Below are 24,001 nucleotides of genomic sequence, written 5' to 3'. Positions count from 1 at the left end.
TCCTTCCATGCGGGGAACGCCCGGCGGCGTTCCCACGGGCCTTGCTGTTGGGGTCTGGTCGTCAGCCGCGCCGCGCCAGCCGCAGGTAGTTCTGCTGCGCGACGGCCTCGCGGTAGTGCCGCACGGTGGCCTGCGCGACGGCGGGCCAGGCGAAGCGCTCCTGGACGCGGGCCAGCCCGGCCGCGCCGGCGCGGGCGCGCTCGTCCGCCGAGTCGTGCAGGCCGCGCAGGGTGGCGGCGAGCTCCTCGACGTCGCCCGGCTCGACGAGGACGGCCGCGTCCCCCACGACCTCGGGCAGCGCCCCGGCGCGGGACGCGACCAGCGGCGTGCCGGACGCCATGTGCTCGACCGCGGGCAGCGAGAAGCCCTCGTAGCGGGACGGGACGACCGCGATCTCCGCGGACGCGAGCAGCGCGCCCAGCTCGTCGTCGCTGATGCCGCTCACGAACTGGACGCGGTCGCCGAGGGCGAGGTCGCGGACGAGCTTCTCGGTCGGGCCGTCCTTCTGCGGGCGGCTCACGACGACGACGTGCACGTCCCGCTCGGTGGCGAGCTTCGCGACCGCCCGCAGCAGCACGTCCACGCCCTTGATCGGCGCGTCCGCGCTGGCCATGGCCACGATCCGGCCGGGGACGCGCTCGCCGCGCGGGTGGAAGATCCGGGTGTCGACGCCCAGCGGCAGGATGTCGATGTCGCGGGGGTCGACCTTGAAGTCCTTGACGATGTCGACCTTCGACGACTCCGACACCGTCAGGACGGGCCCGATCCGCCGCGACACCTGCGCCTGCATGCCCACGAACCCGTACCAGCGGCGCTTGCCGAACTTCTGCCGGATGCCCTGCGCCGCCTCCAGCTCGATCCGCCGGTCCACGCTGATCGGGTGGTGGATGCTGGTGACCAGCGGCAGCCCGAGCTTCGGGATGCCGAGGTTGCCGACGCCGAGCACCTGGTTGTCGTGGACGACGTCGAAGTCGCGGCGGCGGCGCCGCAGCTCCCGCAGGACCCGGATGCTGAACGTCAGCGGCTCCGGGAACCCGCCCGTCCGCATGTGGGCGAACTCCAGGACGTCCACCCAGTCGCGGAACTCGCCGAGGGCCGGGGTGCGGAACGGGTCCTCGTCCCGGTACAGGTCCAGGCTCGGGAGCTTGGTCAGCCGGATCTCGTCGCGGTCCAGCTCGGGATAGGGCTGCCCGGAGAACACCTCCACGGTGTGCCCGAGATCGACCAGCTCCCTGCTGAGATGCCGCAGGTAGACGCCCTGGCCTCCGCAGTGCGGCTTGCTCCGGTACGAGAGCAGGGCCACCCGCAGTGGACCGCCCGGCTCGTCTGCCTCACCCACGCCAGCCCCTGCCCACGCACCACTCCCGTCAGTCCCGGGACACCGGTCGCACACGCACCGGCATCTCCTTTATGCCGTTGATGAAACTAGACCTTAGCCTCCGTACGTTACCGCTGAGTTCGATATTGGGCATAGCGTCCAAGAGTGTTTCGAAGAGCACACTCAGCTCGAGTCGGGCGAGGTGGGCGCCCAGGCAGAAATGGGGGCCGCCTCCGCCGAAGCCGATGTGCGGGTTGGGGTCGCGGCCGACGTCGAACGAGAACGGGTCGCCGAACACGGCCTCGTCCCGGTTCGCGGACGCGTAGAACACCACGACCTTGTCGCCCGCCGCGATCTTCTTGCCGCCCAGCTCGACGTCGCGCACGGCCGTCCGCTTGAACAGGTTGACCGGCGTCACCCACCGGACGATCTCGTCCGCGGCCGTCCGGACGAGCGAGGGGTCGGCCCGCAGCCGCGCCCACTGCTCGGGGTGCTCGAGCAGCGCGAGCATCCCGCCGGACGCGGCGTTGCGGGTCGTCTCGTTGCCCGCGACGGACAGCAGCATCACGAACAGCTCGAACTCGTCGCCGTCCAGCACCTCGCCGTCGGCGTCCGGCTGCAGCAGCTTCGTCACGATGTCGCCGCGCGGGTTCCGCCGCCGCTCCGCCGCCAGCTCCGCCGCGTACGCGTACAGCTCCGTCGCGGCCTGCTGCCCCTCCTCGGGGCTGCGCTGGAAGTCGGGGTCGTCCGCGCCGATCAGCGTGTTCGACCAGTGGAAGATCTTGTCGCGGTCCTCCGGCGGGGCGCCGAGCAGCTCGCAGATCACGTAGAGCGGCAGCGGCGCCGCCAGGTCGCGGACGAACTCCGCCTCGTCCCCGCGCTCCGCCGTCTCCGCGACGAGCCGCCGGCAGATGTCGCGGATGTGCTCCTCCAGCGCGCCGATCGCGCGCGGCGTGAACCCGCGGTTCACGATGCTCCGCTTGCGCGAGTGGTCCGGCGGATCCTGGTTGAGCATCATGAGCCGCTGCAGCGCCAGGTGCTCCTCGTCCGGCTCCTCGAACAGCGCGAGCCGCTCGTACGAGGAGAACACCTCCGGGTGGCGCGACACGTGGACGACGTCCGCGTGCCGCGTCACCGCCCAGAAGGGCGGGCCGCCCCGCTCCGGGTCGCCCTTGTGCCGGTGGACGGGATCGTGTTCGCGCAGCCACGCGAGCTGCTCGTGCGGGATGCCGCCGCGCTCGTAGGAGCCGGGCTCGACCAGGTCGATGTCGGGGGTGGCCGTCATCGTCGCGCCTCCGGGTCATGGGGGGCAGGGCACGGGGTGGAGTCAAGCACGCTTGGCCGACGGCGTGAACCGCACCGGCAGCTCCTTCAGGCCGTTGACGAAGTTGGAGCGCAGCCGGCGGGGCTCGCCGGCGGGCCGGATGTCGGGCATCCGGTCCAAGATCGTGTCGAACACGACCTTCAGGTTCATCCGGGCGAGGTGGGTGCCCAGGCAGAAGTGGGGGCCGCCGCCGCCGAACCCGATGTGCGGGTTGGGGTCGCGGGCGATGTCGAACGTGAACGGGTCGTCGAACACCGTCTCGTCCATGTTCGCGGAGCTGTAGAACAGCACCACCTTGTCCCCGGCCTTGATCGTCTTGCCGCCCATCTCGACGTCCGCGGTCGCCGTCCGGCGGAACTGGTTGATGGGGCTCACCCAGCGGACGATCTCCTCGACGGCCGTCGGCAGCAGGCTCCGGTCCTCCCGCAGCCGCTGCCACAGCTCCGGACGCTCGAAGAACGCCTGCATGCCGCCCGCCGTCGCCGTCCGGGTCGTCTCGTTGCCGGCGATCGACAGCATGATCACGAACATCGCGAACTGGTCCTCGCTGATCCGCTCGCCGTTCTCGTCCGGCGTGAGGAGCTTCGTCACGATGTCGTCCCGCGGCGTGGACTCCCGCTCCCGCGCGAGCTCGCCCGCCCATCCGGCGAACTCGGCGGCGTACATCTGCGACTCGGAGCGGTCGCCGATGAACTCGGGGTCGTTGAACGCCACGAGCTGGTTCGACCAGTGGAAGATCTGCTGCCGCTGGTCCAGCGGCGCGCCCAGCAGCTCGCAGATCGTGTAGAGCGGCAGCGGGGCCGCGAAGTGCTCGACGAAGTCGCACTCGCCGAGCGCCGCCGCCTCGTCGATCAGCTTGTTGCAGATGTCGCGGATGTGCTGCTCCAGCCGTCCGATCATCCGGGGCGTGAACCCCTTGTTGACCATGCTGCGGAGCTTCGTGTGGTCCGGCGGGTCCTGGAACAGCATGATCTGCCCGTACAGGGCGATGTCGTCCTCGGTGAACTCCTCGAACATCGCCGTCCGGGTCTGCGAGGACAGCAGGTCGGGACGGCGGGACGCGCGGACCACGTCCTCGTGCCGGGTGATCGCCCAGAACCCGGGGACGCCCTCGTTCGGGTCGGCGTGCCAGTGCACCGGGTCGTTCTGGCGGAGCCACCTGAACTGCTCGTGCGGGATGCCGCCCCGCTCGTACACGCCGGGATCGATGACGTCGATTTCCCGGCCGGTGGGGGCGGGGGCCACGTCCTGTTGCGTCACGGTCGTCCCTTCGTGAAGAGCCGGCCCCGCGTCGCGCCGCACGGGACTCTGACTGAGCGCTTGCTCGGTCGAAGATCTAGAACACGTTCTAGCATGAGACTCCAGTCTCATCAAGAGTCTCAATCCGGAATCGTGCCCCGCCGCACGCCCCTCTCACCCCATCGCCACCACGCAAAACGCCCGCGAGCGCACAATGCACTCACGGGCGTTCGCGGCCGACCGGGTGGCCGGTCGGGTGGGTCAGGCGGCTCGGGGCCAGTTCTGGTGGCGGCCTTCGCGGTCCCACCAGTCGATGGCCTTGTCGACGGCCAGGCCGTCGGTCCAGAGGTCCTCGGGGTCGTCCGGCATGAGGACCTCGCGGAGCGCGTCGTCGAGCTGCCACGACTCGTGCTTCGCGAGGTCGCCCGTCTCCGGGTCCCTGTAGAGCGCGTCGACTTCGGCGGGGAGCAACGCCGCCTCGCTCTCCCGGCCGAGGGTGAACGGGAATCCGTATGCCGCGGACGCCGCGGTGTTCGGCTGCAGGCCGGTGGCCTCGGCCAAGCGGTGGATCTGGCGCACGTCGTAGGGGGCGGGCCCCCGCTCGTCGAGCAGACGCATGAACCGGGTGATGCGGTCGGGGCCGCCCCAGCCCTGCGGGCGCGGCTCGTACTTGTTCGTCCAGCCGGGGAAGACGAAGTCGCGGAAGGTCGCGTCGGGCGAGTACTCGATCGCCACCGAGTCCTTGTGCGGGTGGTTCTGGAAGGACAGGATCGCCATCGCCCCGTTCGGGGTCCGCCAGATCTGGCCGACCGGGTCCTGCGTGGTCTTCGACTGGAACCACAGGCGGCGCCACCGGCCGCTGCCGTCGCCCCACGGCGTGTCGCCCAGCGCGCCCAGCACGGCGAGCGACCTCAGGCGTTCGTGCTCGGGCGTCCACGGGCGGGACGCCAGCAGCGCCTCGCCGCCCAGCACGCCGAACCGCAGGTAGTTCGGGCGGGGGATGTCCACGCGGCCGAGCGGGTGCGGGGTGTCGTAGGCCGGGCCGGACTCGGCCGCCTCCGCCAGCACCTCCGCGAGGTGCCGGACGGCCGGGACCTCGCCGATGAACCGCCCGTGCCGCAGCCCGCTCACGCTCGCGACCCGGCCCGGCGTGCCCGCCGGGCGCGGCAGGCGGAGCGCGTCGCGCAGCCGCAGCGTGCGCAGGAGGGCGGCGGCGGCCCGCTGGACGAGCGTCCGGACGGCGCCGCGGAGCCGGGCGTCGGTGACGTCGGGCAGGACGCGGGGGAGTGCGTCGTCCAGCTCCCGCGCGTTGACGAGCGCCGCGTCGACGAGCCGGCCGAAGCCCGCGCGGTCGAGTCGGCGCAGCGCGGCCGAGCCGTCCGGGTCGGCGGGCGGAAGGTGCGGCCAGAAGCCCGGCGGGGGCATGACGGCGCCGTCCACGGCGCCGTGCGGGAACGGCCGCCGCGCGACCGTCCGGCCGTCCGCGATCAGCCGCAGGACGCCCCGGTCGAGCGTCACCTGCACGGATTCAGTGGCGCCGGGGAACGTCACGGGGACGGACGTGGCGCTCTGCGGCCACGGCAGCCGTTCGCCGTCGGGAATCTCCAGGCGGCCGTCGTCCGCGAACCGGTACGTCTCCGGGCGCCCGTTGTGCAGGCGCGACAGGTAGGCGTCCGTGCCGTCGAACCACGGGAACGTCCCGGACGGGAAGGGCGTCGACCGTTCGTGCTCGATCCCGCCGGGGCCGTGCACGACGATGCGCTCGCCGTCCAGCCCGAGCGTGAGCAGCTCGCCGTGCAGGACGGCCGTCACCGAGCCCTTCCCCGCGCCCGGGAACCGCAGCTCCTCCGGGAGTCCCGCGCGCAGCGCCCGCCACGCGCGGTCCACCGGGTCGGCGGCCTCGACGCCGGCGAGCATCTCGGCGTCCGGCATCGTCTCGGCCAGCGGGACGAGCCGGGGCAGTGCGAGCTCCAGCCCCTCCAGGTCGGCGGCGCACTCGTCCCGCCACTCGGCGAACTGCTCGGCGAGCACCCGCCGGATCGGGCCCTGCGCCGTCATCGCGCGCATCATGGCCGGGTAGTCGACGTTGCCGTAGTAGCCGAGGGCGCGGACGAACGCGTCCAGCTTCCGGCGCTCGTCGGGGGAGTCCTCGATCTTCTCGGCGATGGCCGAGAAGTCGGTGTCCTCCCGCCAGTACGGCGCCTCCTGGTCGAACCGGCCCTTCGGCTTGACGGGGGTCAGCGGGTGCACGGGGGCGCGGCCGACGACCGGGTCGGCCTCGGGGTCGAAGAAGCGGCCGGGCGGCGGGAACAGCCGGTCGCCGGCGGCCGGCGCGAGCCGCAGCAGCTCGGCCGCCGGGAGCGGGCCCGCGGCGCGGAACCACTCGCGCGACAGCCGCCGCCCCGCGCGGACATGCCCGAGCAGCAGCAGCCAGTGCCGGTGGTGCGCGTCGCGCGGTTCCGGGTCGTCGTACAGGGCCGCGTCGGGGCGCGCCGCGATCAGCAGGTCGAGCAGTTCGTCGTCCGCGGCGAGCCCGCGCAGCGCCTCGTCCAGCGCCTCCCACACCGGCAGCGGCGCGCGCGGCAGGAGCCCCTCCCGGAGCAGCCGCTCGGCGACGTGCCGCTGCTCGGCGGCCGGGTCGGCCCCCGCCGCCCGCGCCACGCGGCCCAGGTCGTCCACGAAGTTGGGGTACGGGACGGTGCCCGCGTCGAAGAACGCGCCCACCGCCTCGCGGGCCCACCGGTGCGCCTCCTCCGGCTCGGGGTGGGTCGCGAGCCGCCGCAGGTGGTCGTACAGCAGGCTCGCCGTGATCGCCCCGGACGGGACGAGCGCCAGGAGCGTCCGCTGCGTCCGGGCGTCGTCCGGGGGCAGGTCGAGGAGCCGTGCGTGCGCGTCCGCGACCTCGCGGGACCGCCCGAACAGGAACGCCGCGTCCTCCGTCCGTCCGGCCGCCGCGAAGACGCCCGCGGCGTGCCCCAGGAACTCGGCCACCGCGCTCGCGGGGAGCGCCGCCGCCGCCCGGAACACCTCCTCCCGCGCACCCTTCGGGTCCTCCGCGGCCCGTGCCGCGGCCCCGTCCAGACCGGGCCATTCCTTGGTCATCCACACCCTCCTGATCATTTCTCCCGAGTCTGACGGACCGGCCCGCCGCGCGGCTCCCAACGGCCGGGAACGGTGCGTGTCACTTCCTGGCCGCCCAGTAGGCGGATCCCGGCCAGTCCCGGTGGCGGCCTTCGCGGTCCCACCACTCGACGGCCTTGTCGACGGCGAGGCCGCCGGTCCAGAGGTCTTCGGGCTCGTCCGGCATGAGGACCTCGCGGAGCGCGTCGTCGAGCTGCCACGACTCGTGTATGGCGAGTTCGCCGGTCTCCGGGTCGTGGTAGAGCGCCGCGACCTCGGCCGGGAGGAGCGCCGCCTCCCGTTCGCGGCCGACCGTGTACGGGAACCCGTACGCGGCGGACGCCGCCGTGTGCAGGCGCAGCCCGGTGGCGTCGGCCAGGCGGTGGATCTGTCGCACGTCGTAGGGGGCGGGGCCGCGCTCGTCCAGCAGGCGCAGGAACCGGGCGATGCGGTCGGCGCCGCCCCAGCCCTGCGGGCGCGGCTCGTACTTGTTCGTCCAGCCGGCGAAAGAGGCGCGGCGGAAGACCGCGTCGGGGGAGTATTCGATCGCTTCCGAGCCGGAGGTCAGCATGGCCCCGTCCGGGGTTCGCCAGACCCGGTCGTCCGCGGCCTGCTCGGGCATCGCCCGGAACTGCAACCGCCGCCACCGGCCGCTGCCGTCGCCCCACGGCGTGTCGCCCAGCGCGCCCAGCAGGTCGCGCGCCTGCGCGCGCGCGAAGTCCGGCGACCACGGGCGGGACGCCCGCAGCGCCTCGCCTCCCAGCGTGCCGAAGAGCAGCCGGTTCGGCATGGGCGGGACGGCGCGGTCGAGTGGCACCGGGGCGTCGGGCGCGGGACCGGACGCCGCGGCCTCGCCCAGTACCTCCGCGAGGCGCCGGACGGCCGGGACCTGGTCGATGCGGCGGCCGGCCCGCAGCCCGCTCGCGCTTCGGACCCGGTCGGGCAGCCCGGCGGGGTGCTCCCGGCCGAGGGCGTCGCAGAGCCGCAGTGCCAGGAGCACGAGACGGGCGGCTTCGGCCAGCATCGCCCGGACGGTGTCGCGCAGCACCGGGTCGGTGATCTCGGGCAGGACCCGGGCGAGCTCCGCGTCCAGCTCCCCCTCGCCGATCAGCGCCGCGCCGACCAGGTCGCGAACGGTACCGCGCTCCACCCGGCGCAGTGCCGCCGAGCCGTTCGGGTCGGCGGGCGCCAGGTGCGGCCAGAAGCCGGGCGGGACGCCCGTGAACGGCCGCCGGCGCGTGACCGTCCGGCCGTCGGCGCGCACCTCCAGAGCGCCCCGGTCGAGCGCGACCCGGACGGGTTCGGCGGCTCCGGGGAACGTTACTGGGACGGACGTCGCGCTCTGCGGCCACGGCAGCCGTTCGCCCGCGGGAATCTCGACACGGTCGTTGCCCGCCACCCGGAGCGTCGTCGGCCGTCCCCTGAACACACACGACAGGAAAGTGTCCGTGCCGTCGAACCAGGGGACGAGCCTGCTGAAGTCGCTGAACCACCTCGCGCTTCCCGGGAAGAAGGGCAGCTCTCCCTCGTGCACCGGTCCGCCCGGTCCGTGCACGGCGATGCGCATGCGGGACGTGAACGTGAGAAAGTCGCCGTGCAGGGCGGCGCTCGCCCCCTCGACCCAGCCCTCCGGGGGACGGAACTCCTCGGGGAGTCCGGCGCGCAGCGCCCGCCACGCCGCGTCCACCGGGTCGGCGGCGGCGACGCCGTCGACGAGTCCGGTCCCGGCGGCGTCCGCGTCCATCGGCAGCCGCCGGGAGACCGCTACGGCCTCGGCCACCGGCGCCAGCCGGGGCAGCGCCTCCGCGAGGCCGTCGAGTCGGCCCGCCGCGCATTCCTCCCGCCACTCCGCGAACTGCTCCTCCAGAACCCGGCGGACCGGCCCGTGCTTCATCATCTTCCGCACCGCGGAGGGATAGTCGATATTGGCGGCCCTGCCGATAGCGCGGATGTAGGCGTCCAGGTCGCGGCGCGCCTCGTGCTCCTTCTCCGGGTCCCCGAGCCGCGCCGCGAGCCGCAGGAGGTCGCCCCTCTCAGCACTGAAGGACGGCCACAACGCGTCGGTCCCGGACAGCGGGTGCGCGCGCGGGTTCTCGCGGCAGGCGACCGGGTCGGCGTCCACGGCGAAGCGCGGATCGGGCGGAGGGAACGCCCATGCGCCGGCGTCGTACGCCAACCCCATCGCGTCGTCCAGATGCAGCGGTCCGATGTCCCGGTACCAGTCGCGCGGCAGCCGTCCCGCTCCCGACCTCCCGACCAGCAGCCGCCAGAGGTGCTCGGTGCGGGCGTGGACGTCCGGCGGGGTGCCGGGGCCGGGATCGGGACGCGCCGCCAGCAGCAGCTCGAACGCCTCGTCGTCCCGGGCGAGGTCGCGCAGCGCGGCGCCCAGTTCAGCCCACATGCCGATGGGCGCCCGCGGCAGCAACCCGTCCCGCAGCAGCCGCTCGGCGATGAACCGCCGCTCGGTGTCCGGGCGGGTGCCCGCCGCCCGCGCCAGGCGTGCCAGGTCGGGCATGGCGTAGGCGGGGACGGCGCCCGCGTCGAAGAACGCGCCCAGTGCCCTGCGCGCCCACCGGTGCGCCGTCCGCGGGTCCGGGTGGTCCGCCAGCCGCCGCAGATGTTCGGTCAGCGGACGCTCGTCGACGTCGCCGGACGCGACGCGCTCGACGAGCGCCCGATGCTCCCGCGCCACGGCCCCCTCCGCGTCCGGGATCTGCTCCGCCATCGCACCTCCGTCTCGTCGTGGTCCGCCGAGCCCCCCTCGGCGGACACCGCGTACGGCACTGTGACGATCTTGGACGGCGGCGGGATCCGGCCCGGCCGAAAATCGTTTGCGGGGCCCCGGGGCGCGGTTGGTACCGTCGGTCCCGTGCCACGCTTGTTCTTCCTCTGATCCCCTTCCGGACGGCCCGTCCCTCGCGCAGCGCGAGCCGCGGGCGGTCTGACGCTGCCATCAGCCAGCTCGAAGGCGCACCGTCCACGTGCCGTCCGCACGTGCGCGCCTCCGTCCGGAGGAAGAATGAACACCCTCTCCATCACCCTGCCCGCGCGCGCCCGCGCCCAGCTCGTCGCCGACGGGATCCGCGTCGCCCGCGGCGGGCGCACCGTCCTCGACGGCGTCACCCTGACCGTTTCGCCCGGCGCGCGCTGGGGGATCGTCGGCGAGAACGGCCGCGGCAAGACGACCCTGCTGCACGTCCTCGCGGGCGTCCTCACGCCCGACGAGGGCGCCGTCCAGCGCGTCGGCACCCTCGGGATCGCCGAGCAGGCCATGCCCGCCGGGGACGGCGCCACGGTCGGCGACGCGGTCGACGCCGAGCTCGCGGACGCCCGCGCCGCGCTGCGCGCCCTCGACGACGCGACCGCCGCGCTCACCGACGGGCGGCCCGGCGCCGACGACGCCTACACCGCCGCGCTCGACGCGGCCGAGGCCCTCGACGCCTGGGACGCCGACCGCCGCGTCGACCTCGCCCTGGAGCACCTCGGCGCCGTCACCGACCGGACCCGCCCGCTCGCCGCGCTGTCCGTCGGGCAGCGCTACCGGGTCCGGCTCGCGTGCCTCCTCGGCGCCGAGCACGACTTCCTGCTGCTGGACGAGCCGACGAACCACCTGGACGCGTCCGGGCTCGACTTCCTCACCGCGCGGCTGCGCGCCCACCCCGGCGGCGTGGCGGTGGTGAGCCACGACCGGGCGCTGCTGTCCGACGTCGCCACGACCGTCCTCGACCTCGACCCGAGCCGCGACGGGCGGCCGGCCGTGTACGGCGGCGGTTTCGCCGGGTACCGGGAGGGGCGCGAGGCGGAGCTGCGGCGCTGGGAGGACGAGTACGACCGGCAGCGGGCCGAGCACGCGCGGCTCACCCGCGACCTGTCGGAGGCGCAGAACCGGCTCGTCACCGGGTGGCGCCCCGACAAGGGGACGGGCAAGCACCAGCGGGCGACGCGGGCGCCCGCGCTCGTCCGGTCCGTGCACCGCCGCCGCGACGACCTGGAGCGGCACGCGGTGACCGCGCCGGTGCCGCCGCTGCGGTTCCGGATGCCCGGCCTCCCGGCGCGTCCGGGCGCCCGGCTGCTCACCGCGACGGACGTCCGGGTCGACGGGCGGCTGCACCGGGCGGTGTCGGTCGCGCTGGAGTCGGGCTCGCGGCTGGTCGTGACCGGGCCGAACGGCGCGGGCAAGTCGACGCTCCTGGCGGTGCTGGCCGGGACCGTCGAGCCGACGTCCGGGTCGGTGCGGCGGGCGCGCAAGGCGCGGGTGGAGCTGCTCGCGCAGGAGTCGCCGAGCGCGAGCGGCCGCCGCGCCCGCGACGTGTTCGCCGCGCGCGTCGGGCGGCTCGTCGCCACGGGCGTCCTCGCCGAGGGGGAGGCGGTCGCGCTGGGCGACCTCGGCCTGCTGCCGCCGGCGGACGCGGGCCGGCCGATGCGCGAGCTGTCCATGGGGCAGCAGCGCCGCCTCGACCTCGCGATGGCGCTGGCCGCGCGCCCGCACGTCCTGCTGCTGGACGAGCCGACGAACCACCTGTCGATCGCCCTCGTGGACGAGCTGACCGAGGCCCTCGGCGCGACCCCGGCGGCGGTGGTGCTCGCCACCCACGACCGCCAGCTCCAGAAGGACGCGGCGCCCTGGCCGCGCCTCGACCTGAGCGGGGACTGACCCGGGACGCCGCCCCGGCGGTGACGGCCCCGGACGCGCGCGCGGGAACGCGCGACGCCGTCCGGGGCGCCGGGGCGCGCGGGTGACGGCCGGGACGAGCGGACATGATCATGAAAGGTTCGGGCCCGTGCCAGCGGGGATCCCCTGAGCAGAGATGCCGTCGCCGGTTCCCGCGCTCCGGGTCATGCGGGGGCCGGGCCGCCCGTCCGCGGGCGTCCTGAGGGGAGGTCCCGCCGTGGTCGTCGCGATCCTGGTCTGCGGGGTCCTCGTGTACGCGCTGTTCGACCTCGTGCGGACGGGCGTGCGGCGGAGGCGCGCCGCGGCGGCCCACGCGGCGGCGGCCGCCGCGTGGGCGGAGGAGCTGGAGACCCTCGGGCCGTTGCTGTGGACCGAGGCCGACCAGGAGTGGCTGGAGAGCCGCCGGATCAGCCTGCCAAGGTGAAGCTCAGGACGCCGTCGACGTCCCGGCGGTGAACGAGGCCGCGGTTCTCCAGGGTGCGCAGGTGCGCGGCGGCCTCGCCGGTCGCCATCCGGCGGGCCTCCAGGGGCATCTCGGTCCACGGGTGCCGCCAGGTGAGGCCCGCCGCCACGTCCCACAGGGCGGTCGGGGCCGCCGACAGCAGCGCGGTCACCTCGCCGAGCCGCTCCTCGTGGTGCTCGACGATCTCGCGGACGCGCGCGGGGAGGTCGGCGAACCGGTACTGGTGGGCGGGCAGCACCTCGTCCACGGTCATCTCGCCGATGCGGGCGAGCGAGCCGAGGAACGCGCCGAGCGGGTCGACGTCCGGGATGTCGTAGGGGTACAGCCCGATGTGCGGGGTGATGCGCGGCAGGACGTGGTCGCCGGTGAAGATGCGGTCCGCGTCCTCCAGGTGCAGGCAGATGTGGCCGGGGGAGTGGCCCGGGGTGTGGATCGCGCGGAGCTTGCGCCCCGGCAGGTCGATCAGGTCGCCGTCGGACAGCTCCCGGTCGGGGATCGCGGGCGGGTCGACCCGGCCGCCGCCGCCGGCGAAGCCTTCCAGCTCGGCCGCGGACGCCCCGGCGCGCTTCATCGAGTCGTGCTCGATGCCGGTGCGCTGGGCGCGGTCGACCGAGTTGAACAGCCGCACGATCTCGGCGTCCGCGCGGTGCATCGCGATCCACGCGCCGGACGTCTCCCGCACCCGGCCCGCGAGGCCCGCGTGGTCGGGGTGGAAGTGCGTGACCACCACCCCGTGCACGTCGGCCGCGTCGATGCCGAAGGTCGCGAGGCCGCCCGTCAGGGCCGTCCAGGCGTCCTCGTGCTGCCAGCCGGCGTCGATCAGGACGGGGCCGCGGGGGCTGTCCAGCGCGTACACCAGCGTGTACGCGAGCGGGTTGCCCGGGATGGGCACGGGAACGCTCCACAGGCCCCCGCCGAGGTCCTCCGGTTCCGGCTGCAATGGCAGACCGCCTTTCGCGCCTGGGGACGCCCGCGCCCGGGGCCGGGCGCGGGCGGTGCAACTGTCTCCGCGCCCGGACGGGGTCCGGGCGCGGACGCGTCCGGGGTCAGACGCGCTCGAGGATGGTCGCGGTCGAGAGGGCCCCGCCGCAGCACATGGTGACGAGGGCCGTCCCCGCGTCGCGGCGCTCCAGCTCGTGCAGCGCGGTGGTGATCAGCCGGGCGCCGGTGGCGCCGACGGGGTGGCCGAGGGCGATGGCGCCGCCGTTGACGTTGACCTTGTCCATGTTCGGCTCGTGGACGGACGCCCACGACAGCGCGACGGACGCGAACGCCTCGTTGACTTCGGTGATGTCGATGTCGTTCATCGTCATCCCCGCGCGGGCCAGCACCCGCTCGGTGGACTGCACGGGGCCGTCCAGGTGGTAGTACGGCTCGCCGCCCACGAGCGCCTGGGCCTTGAGGCGCGCGCGCGGGCGCACGCCGAGCGCCGCGGCCTTCTCCTCGGACATGACGACGACGGCCGCGGCCCCGTCCGAGATCTGCGAGGACGTCCCGGCGGTGTGCAGGGCGTCCTCGCCGAGGACGGGCTTGAGCTTCGCGAGGCCCTCGGCGGTGGTCTCCCGCAGGCCCTGGTCGCGGGTCACCGTGCGGGTCTCCCCGGTCGGGTTCCCCTCGGCGTCCAGGACGGGCGCCTCGACGGGGACGATCTCGCGCTCGAACCGGCCGTCGGCCCACGCCTTGGCGGCGAGCTGCTGCGACCGGGCGCCGAACGCGTCGATGTCGGCGCGGGTGAACCCGCGGCGGGCCGCGATCCGCTCGGCGGCGCCGAACTGGTCCGGCATGTCGAGCGACCAGTCGTCCGGGCGCGGGTCGGCGGGGTAGACGTTGGCGCCGAGCGGCGTGCGGCTCATCACCTCGACGCCGCAGCCGATGGCGACGTCCACGACACCGGCCGCCACCTGCGAGGCGGCGAGGTGGACGGCCTGCTGCGCGGAGCCGCACTGGGCGTCGACGGTCGTGACCCCCGTCTGCCAGGGCAGCCCCGCGTACAGCCAGGCGTAGCGGCCGATGTGGCCGCCCTGCTCGCCCGCCTGCGTGACGCACCCGGCGAAGACCTGTTCCACCTGGTCCGGGTCGATGCCGGAGCGCTCGACGGCGGCGGTCAGCACGTGCGCGAGGACGGCCTGGGCCTTCAGGCCGGCGAGCACGCCGTTCCGCTTGCCGAGCGGCGTCCGCACGGCCTCGACGATCACCGGGTTCCCCATGCGGTCTCCTTCTAGAACGCGATTCGCTTTCGAATGTAACGCGTTCTAGTTCGGGTCGGAAGGGCGGTCCCGGAGAGTGAGATCGCCGCGACGGGTCAGCGGAAGCGGACGGGCAGCTCCTTGATCCCGTTCAGCCAGGCCGAGCGGAGCCGCCGCGGCTCGCCGGCCCGGGCGATGTCCGGCATCCGGTCGGCGATCGCGTCGAAGATCAGCCCGATCTCCAGCCGCGCGAGGTTCGCCCCGATGCAGTAGTGCGCGCCGGTGCCGCCGAACCCGAGGTGCGGGTTGGGGGAGCGGCGCACGTCGAACGCGGCCGGGGCGTCGAAGACGTCCTCGTCGAAGTTCGCCGAGCTGTAGTACATGGCGAGGCGCTGCCCGGCCTTGATCTCCACGCCGCCGAGCTCGGTGTCGCGGACGGCCGTGCGCTGGAACGCCGTCACCGGCGTCGCCCACCGGACGATCTCGTCCGCGGCCGTCTCGGGGCGCTCGGCCCGGTACAGCTCCCACTGCTCCGGGTGGTCGAAGAACGCGATCATCCCGTGCGTGATCGCGTTCCGGGTCGTCTCGTTGCCGGCCACCGCGAGCAGGATCATGAAGTAGCCGAACTCGTCGTCGGTGAGGCCCCGGCCGTCCACGTCCGCCTCGACCAGCTTCGTGACGATGTCGTGGGCGGGGCAGCCGCGGCGCTGCTCGGCCAGCTCCATCGAGTAGCCGATGATCTCCGCGGCGGCGCACGCCGGGTCGCCCTCGTACTCGGGGTCGTCGTAGCCGAGCATCTGGTTCGACCAGGAGAACAGCCGCCCCCGGTCCTCCTGCGGGACGCCCATCAGCTCGGCGATCGCCTGCAGCGGCAGCTCGGCCGCGATCTCGGTGACGAAGTCGCCGGTGCCGCCGCGGCGCCGCGCGTCCGCCACGATCCGCTCCGCGCGGTCCCGCAGGGCGTCGTGCAGCCCGTTGATCACGCGCGGGGTGAAGCCCCGGGAGACGATCCGGCGCAGCTTGGCGTGCGTCGGCGGGTCCATGTGCAGCAGCAGGTTCTCGCGCTGGACGTCCAGCTCCTCGGGCGCGAACCGCTCGTTGAACCGGATCACCGAGCCGTTCCGGGCGGCCGAGAACAGCTCGTGGTCGCGCGAGATCTCCTTGATGTGCGCGTGCTTGCTGACCACCCAGAAGCCGTCGTCGTCGAAGCCCGTCGCGCCCCGGGGCTGCGGGTTCCACCACGGGCGGGCGGTGCGGCGCAGCGCCGCGAACTCGGCGAGCGGGACGCGCTCGGCCATCAGGTCGGGGCTGCTGAAGTCGAAGCCGGCGGGGACGGCGGTCTCGGGTGCGGCGGTCTCGGGTGCGGTGGCGGTCATGGCGGCGCTCCTTGCCTGCGACGACGCTGCTGCTCCGCCCACCGTAGAACGCGTTCCACGGGCCGGACAAGAGAAAATGAGACTCAAGTCTAATCAAGAGTCTTATTCAAGCGCTTGCTTGGTTGAGTCGCACTTTCGGCAGGCGAAGCGGGCGCCGCACGTCCTACCATGCGGACATGATCGTTCTCAAGGTGGGCGGCGGTGAGCTTCGTCACCGGGCGATCCGGTTTTAGGTAGAACACGTTCTAGAAGACGTGTGGCGTCGGACACGCTGCCGCCGAACAACCGAGAGTTCACTCTCGGTTGTGTTAGCTTCGCTGGAGCATTAAGTGATAGTTGCGTATCGCTTGTGGCCGTCCCCGCGCGGGCGCCGCCCGATCCGCCGAGCGCGATCCGTCGTGATCATCCGAAAGCTCCCACGGAGGCTCGATACATGTCCCATGCGCAACCCCGGTCCGCGGAGCGGGAGGTGCCCGCGCCGGTGCGGGTGAACCTGGTCGTGGCGGTCCTCGCGTTCAGCGGGATCGTGGTCTCGCTGATGCAGACCCTGGTGATCCCGATCGTCCCCGACCTGCCCCGGCTGCTGGACGCGTCGGCGGCGGACGCCGCCTGGGCGGTCACCGCCACGCTGCTCGCCGCGGCCGTCGCCACCCCGGTGAGCGGACGGCTCGGGGACATGTACGGCAAGCGCCTCATGCTGCTGGTCAGCGTGGCCGCGATGGTGGCCGGCTCGGTCACGGCGGGGCTCAGCGACACCCTCCCGCCGATGATCGTCGCGCGGGTGCTGCAGGGGCTGTCGGCCGGCGTGATCCCGCTCGGCATCAGCATCATGCGCGACGAGCTGCCCGCCGAGCGGCTGCCGTCCGCCATCGCCTTGATGAGCGCCTCCCTCGGCGTCGGCGGCGCCTTCGGCATGCCCGCCGCCGCGCTCATCGCCGACACCTTCGACTGGCACGCCCTGTTCTGGTTCTCCGCCGGCCTCGGCGGCGTCGCGTTCCTGCTCGTGCTGACCCTGGTGCCGGAGTCGCGGATGCGGACCGGCGGACGGTTCGACCTGGTCGGGGCCGCCGGCATGGCGATCGGCCTGGTCTGCCTGCTGCTGGCCATCTCGCAGGGCGCCGACTGGGGCTGGACGAGCGGCACGACCCTCGGCCTGTTCGGTGCGGCCGCCGCCGTCCTGCTGGTGTGGGGCGCGTTCGAGCTGCGCGTCCGGGACCCGCTGGTCGACCTGCGCACCACCGCGCGCCGGCAGGTGCTCGTCACCAACATCGCGTCGATCGCGATCGGCTTCTCCATGTTCGCGATGTCGCTGGTCATCCCGCAGGTCGTCCAGCTTCCGGTGGCCACCGGGCACGGCCTCGGCGAGTCGCTGCTGGTCGCGGGCCTGGTCATGATGCCCGGCGGGCTGGTGATGATGGCGACGGCACCGGTCTCCGCCGCCGTCTCCAGGAGCGCGGGGCCGAAGACCACCCTGATGGCCGGCGCGCTGATCGTCGCCGCGGGGTACGGGGTGAACATCCTGCTGATGGAGGAGATCTGGCACCTCGTGCTGGCCACCTGCGTCATCAGCGCCGGCATCGGCTTCGCGTACGGGGCGATGCCCACGCTCATCATGGGCGCGGTGCCCGCGTCCGAGTCGGGCGCGGCGAACAGCCTCAACACGCTGATGCGGTCCATCGGCACGTCGGTCGCCAGCGCCGCGGCGGGCGTCATCCTCGCCGAGATGGTCGTGAGCCTCGGCGGTGTCCCGGTGCCCTCCGAGGACGGCTTCAAGGCGGTCATGGGCGCGGGGGCGGGCGCCGCCCTGCTGGCCTTCGCCATCGCCGCCCTCATCCCGCGGCGCCGTCCCGCCGCGCGGCCGCCCGCGTCGGGTACGGCGGCCGAGGGGGCGCCCGGCGGCGGCGCCCGCGAGCCGGCCGCCGCGGCCGACGTGAAGGAGGAGGCGCTCGCCGCCGCCCGGGGGCCCGGCGCCGCCGTCGCTCCGGCGGCCCCGGCGGGCCCGGGCCCGGCCGTCCCGTCCGGCGCGCCGGACGGGACGGGCGCGGCCGGGATCCCCGTCACCGGGCACGTCCGCGGGGCGGAGGGCGCGCCCGTGGCGGGCGCCGCGGTGACGCTGATCTCGCAGGCGGGACGCCAGGTGGGCCGGGCGGTCGCGCACCGCGACGGCGCGTACGTGCTCACCGCGCCGGACACCGGCTCCTACGTGCTGATCGCCTCCGCCGACGGCCACCAGCCGCAGGCCGCGTCGATCGCGGTCGGCGGCGCGCCGGTCGCGCACGACGTCCTGCTGGGCGGGACGAGCGGCCTGTCCGGCGCGGTGCGGTCGGTGCCCGGCGGGGCGCCGGTCGCCGGGGCCGTGGTCATCGTGACGGACGTGCGCGGCGACGTCCTGGCGACGGCGGAGACCGGCCCGCGGGGCGAGTTCGCCGTCGCGGACCTGGTGCCGGGCGCGATGACGCTCGCGGTCAACGCGCCCGGGCACCGGCCGCAGGCCGTCCCCGTCGAGGTCGGCGCGGGCGCCGCCACCCGGGTCGAGGTGGAGCTCCGCGCCGGCGCGCACGTGCGGGGCACGGTGCGCGGCGCGGGCGCGCCGCTCGGCGGCGCCCGGGTGACGCTGGTCGACGCGGCCGGGAACGCGGTCGCGACGACCACGACCGGCCCGGACGGCGCCTACGCCTTCTCCGACCTCGACGGCGGCGCGTACACGGTCATCGCGACCGGCTACCCGCCGAGGGCGACCGCGGTCACCGTCACCGGGAGCGGGCTGGACGGCCACGACATCGACCTCGCGCACGGCGACGGGTAGCCGCCGTCCGGGCCCGGGCCGGCCCGCCCCGGCGGCGCGTCAGCCGCCCGGGCGCCGGATCAGCAGCGGAGCCGGGGGCGGCAGCGGGCTCGCCGCCTCCGGCTTGAGCCCGTCGAGGAGCAGCCCGACGTAGCGCCGCCAGCCGTCCTCCCGCGGGTCGAGCGTCCACAGCACGCTGACCAGCATGGACATGATCCGGCGGACGTCGTCGGGCACGAGGTCGCCGCGGACGAGCCCGGCCTCCTGGCCGCGGCGGATCAGCGGGGCCAGCGACGCGAAGAACCGGGCGCCCGCGTCCACCGGGGAGCCGCCGGCGTTCCGGGCGGCGGCGACCATGTTGTAATCGCGGGCGGTGAGCGCCACGGCCGTCTCGATCACCCGGGCCAGCCCGCGGCGCGGATCGGGGTCGTCCAGGGCCTCCTCGATGACCGGCGCGAGCTCCTCGGTGAAGCTCTGGTCGAGGGCGGCCCGGACGAGGACGGCCTTGTCGGGGAAGCGGCGGTACAGCGTCGCGATGCCCACGCCCGCGCGGCGGGCGATCTCCTCCAGCGGCGCGTCGGGGCCCCGCTCGGCGTAGACCCGCCGCGCGGCCCGCAGTATCTTCGCGGAATTGCGGGCCGCGTCGGCGCGCAGCGGTCGGGAAGCTTCGCTCGGCACCTGCTCAGCCTATCAACCGATAGTGAACTATCGGTTTTTGCCGCCGCTTGAAAAACGTCGCGGTGTCCGGTGGGTGCCGGCGTCAACTACCGTGGAGGCGTCCGCCCCCCGCGCCGGAGACGTCCGATGCCCGCAGATTTCGACGAGCCCGTGTTCGACGAAGACTTCGTCCGCGGTGCCGCGTTCACCGAACCCTCGGCACGAGAGCGGGCCCGCCCGCCGAGCCGCCGCGACCGGCGGGCGGCCCACCGCGCCGCGCGGCGCCGCGGCCGGGCCGCGCGCCCGCCGCGCGGCCGCCGGTTCCGCGACCCGAGCCACCGGATGGCCGTCGCGCAGCTCCTCGGCGGCATCATGGTGCTCCTCGCGATCTCGGTCGCGCTCTGGTGGTGGAACTCGCCGTCGCGCGAGATGGAGGCGCCCGGCCGGGTCGAGCCCGCCCCGACGACCACGGTGTCGCCGCCCGTGCCGTCCGCGGAGCCGTCCGGCGAGCCGGTGCCCCCGCGCATCTGACCCGCCCGGCCCGCCGGGCCCCGGTGGCCCCCGCTCACCAGGACGTGCGGACGTCAGGGGGCCGGCGCCACCCGCAGCTCCGCGTACGACGGGACGAGCACCCGCCGCGCCGCCCGCCGGCGCGTGATCGTGTACGGGCGCCCGTCCGCCAGCAGCGTCGCCAGCATCCGCGCCACCTGCACGCGCGCCACGGCGGCGCCCAGGCACAGGTGGCGGCCCCCGCCGAACCACAGCTGCCGGGTCTCCGGGACGTACGGGCGGCGCACGTCGAACGGTCCCGCGCCGTTCGTCGCCAGGTACGTCAGGACCAGCACGCGCTCCCCGGCGCGCAGCGTCCGCCCCGCGACGTCCGCGTCCCGCACGACGTGCCGTCCGATGACGGGCGCGGGCGCGGCGACCCGCAGGCCCTCCCGCACCGCGCCGTCCAGGAGGGACGGGTCGTCCAGCAGGGCGCGCTGGCCGCCGGTGTCGTGGACGAGCGCGACCGTCCGGACGGTCCCGGACGCCCCGGTCTCGGTGCCCGCGATCACCAGCAGGGTCGCGAGGCCGCGCGCCATCGGCAGCCCGATGCCGGTCTCCCGGCAGCGGCCGAGCAGGGTCTCGGGCCCGCCCGTCCGGTACGCCTCGGGGACGTCCGCGGTGATGCCCTCGACGATCGCGCGGGCCCGCGCGACGGTCGCCGGGTCGAGCTCGGTCGAGGCCGCGGTGCCGAGCGCGAGGGCGGCGAGGCTCTCCCCGGCGCCGAACAGCGCCCGGTACGTCCCGTCCGGCCGGTCCGCGGGGAGGCCGAGGACGTCGGCGACCATCCGGCCGGCGAGGACGCGCGCGGTGTCGGCGACGTCGACGGCCTCGCCGGCGGCGAGGCGGCGGGCCAGGTCGGCGTGGTGGGCGCCCTGCGACCGGTCGATCAGCGCGCGGGCGGCGTCCTCGGTGAACAGGTCGCGGGCGGCGGTGCGGACCTCGGTGTGCCGCGCGCCCCCGAAGAACTGCCCCATCTCCGCGCCGAACAGCTGCGTCCACAGGTGGCCGACCCCGCCCTCGCCGTTCATGCCGAAGTGCTCGTGGTCGTTGAGGACGCGGCGGGCCAGGACGGGGTCGGTCACCACCCAGCCGAGCCGCGGCACGCGCGCCACCGGGCCGGTGCGCCGCCCGGCCTGCAGGAGGGCGAACAGCCCCCGGTTGCCGTGCCACAGCAGCCGAGCCTCGTGCCGCCGCGCCTCCGCCGCCGCTCTCGCGCTCGGTCCCGTCGCCGGCCGCGGTGCCGGCCGGGTCGTCTTCGTCCTGGTCACCAGGTGATTGTCGCGGATCGTGTCACCGGACGGACCGGCTGTATCGCTCATTCGGGATAAGTGGTAGTACTCACCTCGAACTGGGCTACTTCCCCGGTGGCCTTTCCGTAAGGTCTCGCTGTCCGGAGGGCGCCCACGTCGGCGAACCTGGCCGTCCTGGCCGCCGACCGAGCACGAGGAACCGGGGGACCCCATGAGAGCCCGCATCACCGCCGTCGCCGCGCACCTGCCGGAGCGGACCGTGAGCAGCGCCGAGGTCGAGGCGCGCATCGCCCGCGAGAGCGCCGGCTACCGGCCGCACCCCACGATCGTCGAGCGGATGACCGGGATCCGCGCCCGGCACGTCATGCGCGACGACGAGCAGGCGTCCGACCTCGCCGTCGCCGCCGCCCGCCGCGTCCTCGCCGCCCGCGGCCTCCGCCCGGACGGCGTCGACCTGCTGGTCTTCGGGTCGGCGTCGCAGGACCTCGTCGAGCCCGCCACCGCCCACATCGTCGCCGCGAAACTCGGCGCGACCTGCCCCGTCTTCGACGTCAAGAACGCCTGCAACAGCTTCCTCAACGGCCTGCAGACCGCCGAGGCGCTGATCCGCACGGGGCAGCACGAGCGCGTGCTGGTCTGCACCGGCGAGAGCCCGTCCCGCGCGATCCGCTGGAGCGTCCGCGACCGCGCCCAGTTCGTCGACGCGTTCGCCGGCTACACCCTCTCCGACGGCGGCGCCGCGATGCTCGTCGAGGCCGCCCCCGACGGCGGGATCTTCTACCGCGACTTCGCGGCCGCCTCCGCGTCCTGGCAGATCGGGACGCTCCCCGGCGGCGGCTCCATGCACCCCCGCGACCCCGAGTACACCTACTTCAGCGGGGACGGCCGCCGCCTCAAGGACGCGTTCCTCGCGGGCGGCACCGAACTGTTCACGACCGCGCTCGAGAAGACCGGCCTGACCTGGGACGACTTCGCGGTCGTCGCCGTCCACCAGGTGACCGTCCCGTACCTGGAGGTGCTGCGCGCGGCCCTCGGGATCCCGCCGGAGAAGCTCGTCGTGACGCTGCCCGACCACGGCAACGTCGCGTCCGCGAGCCTCCCGCTGCAACTGGCGACCGCCGTCGCCGACGGGCGCTGCGGGCCGGGCGACCGGGTCGCGCTCGTCGGCCTCGCGGGCGGCCTCAGCCTCGGCGTGCTGTTCGCGGAGCTGTGACCATGGACCTCTGGGTCGTCGTCCCCGCCTACAACGAGGAGCGCTCGATCGGAGCGACGCTGCGCCGCCTCGCCGAGCAGACCGACACCGCGTTCACGCTCGTCGTCGTCGACAACGCCGGCGCCGACGCCACCGTGAAGATCGTCGAGGAGTTCGCCGCGGACGGCCCGGGCTTCGGCGTCCGGATCGTCCGGGAGGACGAGAAGGGCACCGGCGCCGCCGCCGACACCGGGTTCCGGCACGCCATCGCCGCCGGGGCCACGCACATCGCGCGCACCGACGCCGACTGCCTGCCGCACTGCGGCTGGATCGCGGCCGTGAAGCGGGCGTTCGGCGCGGGGCTCGAACTGGTCAGCGGGCCGCTGCGGCCCCGCACCGACGAGTTCCCGCTCAAGATGTGGGAGCGCACGCTGCTGCCCGCCGTCATCGACGCCGCCGCCCTGTTCGGCCGGTTCCGCCCCGGCAACCAGGACCCCCTCTACCTCGGGCCCTACGTGATGATGCCGGGCTGCAACCTCGCGATCACCGCCGACCTGTACGAGCGCGCGGGCGGCTTCCCGCGCACCCGCATCGAGGACGTCCACGAGGACCGCGCGCTCGTCAACCGCGTCCGGTACCTCACGCCCGCCTACGGGCTGCGCGACGACGTGGTCGTCTACGGGTCGGTGCGGCGGCTGCGCGCGTTCGGCCTGGTCCGGACCCTCGGCTGGTACGCCGACCACCGGTACCGGCCCGCGGAGGTCGACATCCGATGAACCGGGACCGCCGCCCCCCGCCCGCGCGCACGGCGGCCTGGGAGCGCCGCCTCTACCTCGCCGCGCACCCGTTCGCGTACCCGCTGCTGCGCGGCCTCGCCCGGCGCGGCCCCGTCGTCCGGGTGCCCGGCGTGGGCGTCGTGGTGAACGACGCCGGCCTCGCCCGCGGCGTCCTCATGGACGGCGAGACGTTCCGCAAGGACGGCCCCGGGTCGCCCGGCGACCTGTGGACGCCCGTGCTGGGGCCGTCCGTCCTGCTCAACATGGAGGGCGACGCCCACCGGGCCCTCCGGCGCCGCCTCACCGACCTGTTCACCCCCGCCTACGCGGACGGGCTGTGCGCGCGCGTCCTGGACGGGCCGCTGGACCGGCTCGCCGGACGCCTCGCGGGCGGCGCGCCCGTCGACCTCGTGGACGCCGCGCGCGTCATGGCGGGCGCCGTGATCAGCGAGGTCGTCGGCCTGGAGCTGCGCACCGAGCACGAGTTCCGGCGGCTGTTCGAGCAGGGCGAGCGGGTCGTCTCGGCCGTCTCGCTGCGGACCCGGCGGCTGTCGCCCGCGCAGGTCCGGCGCGCCCGCGCGGTGCTGGACCCGCTGGGCGACGCCGCCGCGAAGGCGTACGCCGCCGGGGACGAGTCGACCGTCATGGGACGCATGCGGACGCTCGGGCTCTCCGAGGACGAGGCGCGCGGCGCCGCCGGGGCGTTCTTCCTCACCGGCACCGAGACCGTCGCGACGTTGACCCCCCGCCTCGTCGCCCTCCTCGCCGACTCCGGGCTGCTCGCCGACGCCGCCGCGTCCGACGGCTTCCTGGACCGGGCGATCGACGAGGCCATGCGGGTCACCACCCCGACGCCCGTCATGCTGCGCAGCGTGCACCGGCCGTCGCGGATCGGCGGCGCGGCCGTCCGGCCGGGCGACCGGATCCTCATCGCCACGCACAACTGCTGCCGTGACCTCGGGCCTTTCGACCCCGCCCGCCCGCACCCGCCCGAGCTGCGCCGCCTCTGGTTCGGCGCGGGCCCGCACTTCTGCATCGGCTACCCCCTCGCGCTGGCCCAGATCCGCCGCGTGGCCCGCACCGTCCTGGAC

At 74.9% G+C, this 24,001-nt stretch carries 17 protein-coding genes and 1 pseudogene; 8 read left to right on the top strand and 10 right to left on the bottom strand.

From position 1 onward, the window contains the following. Positions 1-61: 61 nt before the first annotated feature. From DMH08_RS24445 to DMH08_RS24425, 5 genes are all read right to left on the bottom strand, one after another. A complete protein-coding gene (locus tag DMH08_RS24445) occupies positions 62-1,339 on the bottom strand; it encodes a glycosyltransferase family 4 protein (RefSeq protein WP_026401167.1) in 1,278 nt (425 codons plus the stop codon). 28 nt (positions 1,340-1,367) lie between these two features. Then, complete coding sequence (locus DMH08_RS24440) at positions 1,368-2,603, bottom strand: cytochrome P450 (protein WP_125617962.1); 1,236 nt, start codon at positions 2,601-2,603, stop codon at positions 1,368-1,370. Positions 2,604-2,645: 42 nt separating this feature from the next. Beyond that, positions 2,646-3,902, bottom strand: a complete 1,257-nt coding sequence (locus tag DMH08_RS24435; RefSeq protein WP_233617775.1) for a cytochrome P450 — start codon at positions 3,900-3,902, stop codon at positions 2,646-2,648. Positions 3,903-4,142: 240 nt separating this feature from the next. Continuing rightward, positions 4,143-6,983: a hypothetical protein gene (locus tag DMH08_RS24430; protein ID WP_125617960.1), complete on the bottom strand. Its 2,841-nt coding sequence runs from the start codon at positions 6,981-6,983 to the stop codon at positions 4,143-4,145. A gap of 79 nt (positions 6,984-7,062) precedes the next feature. Further along, positions 7,063-9,726 (bottom strand): hypothetical protein, encoded by a 2,664-nt coding sequence (locus tag DMH08_RS24425; RefSeq protein WP_125617958.1) that lies wholly within the window; start codon positions 9,724-9,726, stop codon positions 7,063-7,065. A gap of 294 nt (positions 9,727-10,020) precedes the next feature. Between DMH08_RS24425 and DMH08_RS24420 the strand changes: the two genes are divergently transcribed. Together DMH08_RS24420 and DMH08_RS24415 are read left to right on the top strand one after the other, a co-directional pair. Beyond that, positions 10,021-11,655 carry an ABC-F family ATP-binding cassette domain-containing protein gene (locus tag DMH08_RS24420; protein WP_125617956.1) on the top strand — a complete coding sequence of 545 codons (1,635 nt, stop codon included), beginning with the start codon at positions 10,021-10,023 and terminating at the stop codon, positions 11,653-11,655. A 235-nt stretch (positions 11,656-11,890) separates the two neighbouring features. Next, positions 11,891-12,097 (top strand): hypothetical protein, encoded by a 207-nt coding sequence (locus tag DMH08_RS24415; RefSeq protein ID WP_125617954.1) that lies wholly within the window; start codon positions 11,891-11,893, stop codon positions 12,095-12,097. Here DMH08_RS24415 and DMH08_RS24410 read toward each other — a convergent pair. The 3 genes from DMH08_RS24410 to DMH08_RS24400 form a co-directional block, all read right to left on the bottom strand. Then, entirely contained in the window at positions 12,081-13,028 is a 948-nt protein-coding gene (locus DMH08_RS24410) for an MBL fold metallo-hydrolase (RefSeq protein WP_233617774.1), read from the bottom strand. The genes DMH08_RS24415 and DMH08_RS24410 overlap by 17 nt on opposite strands. 154 nt (positions 13,029-13,182) lie before the next feature. After that, positions 13,183-14,343 (bottom strand): steroid 3-ketoacyl-CoA thiolase, encoded by a 1,161-nt coding sequence (locus tag DMH08_RS24405; RefSeq protein ID WP_026401159.1) that lies wholly within the window; start codon positions 14,341-14,343, stop codon positions 13,183-13,185. Between the two features lie 95 nt (positions 14,344-14,438). Next, positions 14,439-15,698 (bottom strand): cytochrome P450, encoded by a 1,260-nt coding sequence (locus DMH08_RS24400; protein ID WP_125617949.1) that lies wholly within the window; start codon positions 15,696-15,698, stop codon positions 14,439-14,441. Between the two features lie 433 nt (positions 15,699-16,131). Here DMH08_RS24400 and DMH08_RS41860 point away from each other — a divergent pair. Then, positions 16,132-17,571: pseudogene (locus DMH08_RS41860) on the top strand (MFS transporter); the annotation flags it as partial. Positions 17,572-17,628: 57 nt separating this feature from the next. Further along, positions 17,629-18,504 carry an MSCRAMM family protein gene (locus DMH08_RS41855; RefSeq protein WP_233617777.1) on the top strand — a complete coding sequence of 292 codons (876 nt, stop codon included), beginning with the start codon at positions 17,629-17,631 and terminating at the stop codon, positions 18,502-18,504. A 39-nt stretch (positions 18,505-18,543) separates the two neighbouring features. Here DMH08_RS41855 and DMH08_RS24390 read toward each other — a convergent pair whose 3' ends face one another. Further along, positions 18,544-19,161: a TetR/AcrR family transcriptional regulator gene (locus tag DMH08_RS24390; RefSeq protein WP_034516825.1), complete on the bottom strand. Its 618-nt coding sequence runs from the start codon at positions 19,159-19,161 to the stop codon at positions 18,544-18,546. 126 nt (positions 19,162-19,287) lie between these two features. Here DMH08_RS24390 and DMH08_RS24385 point away from each other — a divergent pair, with 126 nt between their 5' ends. Continuing rightward, positions 19,288-19,671 (top strand): SCO2583/SCO2584 N-terminal domain-containing protein, encoded by a 384-nt coding sequence (locus tag DMH08_RS24385; protein ID WP_026401155.1) that lies wholly within the window; start codon positions 19,288-19,290, stop codon positions 19,669-19,671. A gap of 53 nt (positions 19,672-19,724) precedes the next feature. On the opposite strand, the gene DMH08_RS24380 is transcribed toward DMH08_RS24385, so the two are convergent. Further along, entirely contained in the window at positions 19,725-20,960 is a 1,236-nt protein-coding gene (locus DMH08_RS24380; protein ID WP_233617773.1) for a cytochrome P450, read from the bottom strand. Between the two features lie 193 nt (positions 20,961-21,153). On the opposite strand from DMH08_RS24380, the gene DMH08_RS24375 reads away from it, so the two are divergent. From DMH08_RS24375 to DMH08_RS24365, 3 genes are all read left to right on the top strand, one after another. Beyond that, positions 21,154-22,155, top strand: a complete 1,002-nt coding sequence (locus DMH08_RS24375; RefSeq protein WP_125617944.1) for a 3-oxoacyl-ACP synthase III family protein — start codon at positions 21,154-21,156, stop codon at positions 22,153-22,155. Between the two features lie 2 nt (positions 22,156-22,157). Next, entirely contained in the window at positions 22,158-22,910 is a 753-nt protein-coding gene (locus tag DMH08_RS24370) for a glycosyltransferase family 2 protein (RefSeq protein WP_125617942.1), read from the top strand. Continuing rightward, on the top strand, positions 22,907-24,001 hold a 1,095-nt coding region (locus DMH08_RS24365), incomplete at its 3' end, for a cytochrome P450 (protein ID WP_148108603.1). The genes DMH08_RS24370 and DMH08_RS24365, both read left to right, overlap by 4 nt.

The sequence above is a fragment of the Actinomadura sp. WAC 06369 genome (assembly GCF_003947565.1).
GTDB lineage: Bacteria > Actinomycetota > Actinomycetes > Streptosporangiales > Streptosporangiaceae > Spirillospora > Spirillospora rifamycini.
Note: the sequence above shows the minus strand (reverse complement) of the source record. Positions and strands in the feature narration are given on the sequence as shown.

Excerpts from the sequence above, each read along its gene's own strand:
- DMH08_RS24370 (WP_125617942.1), top strand. The coding sequence starts at position 22,158 with ATGGACCTCTGGGTCGTCGTCCCCGCCTACAACGAGGAGCGCTCGATC.
- DMH08_RS24405 (WP_026401159.1), bottom strand. The coding sequence starts at position 14,343 with ATGGGGAACCCGGTGATCGTCGAGGCCGTGCGGACGCCGCTCGGCAAG.
- DMH08_RS24440 (WP_125617962.1), bottom strand. The coding sequence starts at position 2,603 with ATGACGGCCACCCCCGACATCGACCTGGTCGAGCCCGGCTCCTACGAG.
- DMH08_RS24375 (WP_125617944.1), top strand. The coding sequence starts at position 21,154 with ATGAGAGCCCGCATCACCGCCGTCGCCGCGCACCTGCCGGAGCGGACC.
- DMH08_RS24430 (WP_125617960.1), bottom strand. The coding sequence starts at position 6,983 with ATGACCAAGGAATGGCCCGGTCTGGACGGGGCCGCGGCACGGGCCGCG.
- DMH08_RS24420 (WP_125617956.1), top strand. The coding sequence starts at position 10,021 with ATGAACACCCTCTCCATCACCCTGCCCGCGCGCGCCCGCGCCCAGCTC.
- DMH08_RS24385 (WP_026401155.1), top strand. The coding sequence starts at position 19,288 with ATGCCCGCAGATTTCGACGAGCCCGTGTTCGACGAAGACTTCGTCCGC.
- DMH08_RS24425 (WP_125617958.1), bottom strand. The coding sequence starts at position 9,726 with ATGGCGGAGCAGATCCCGGACGCGGAGGGGGCCGTGGCGCGGGAGCAT.
- DMH08_RS24400 (WP_125617949.1), bottom strand. The coding sequence starts at position 15,698 with ATGACCGCCACCGCACCCGAGACCGCCGCACCCGAGACCGCCGTCCCC.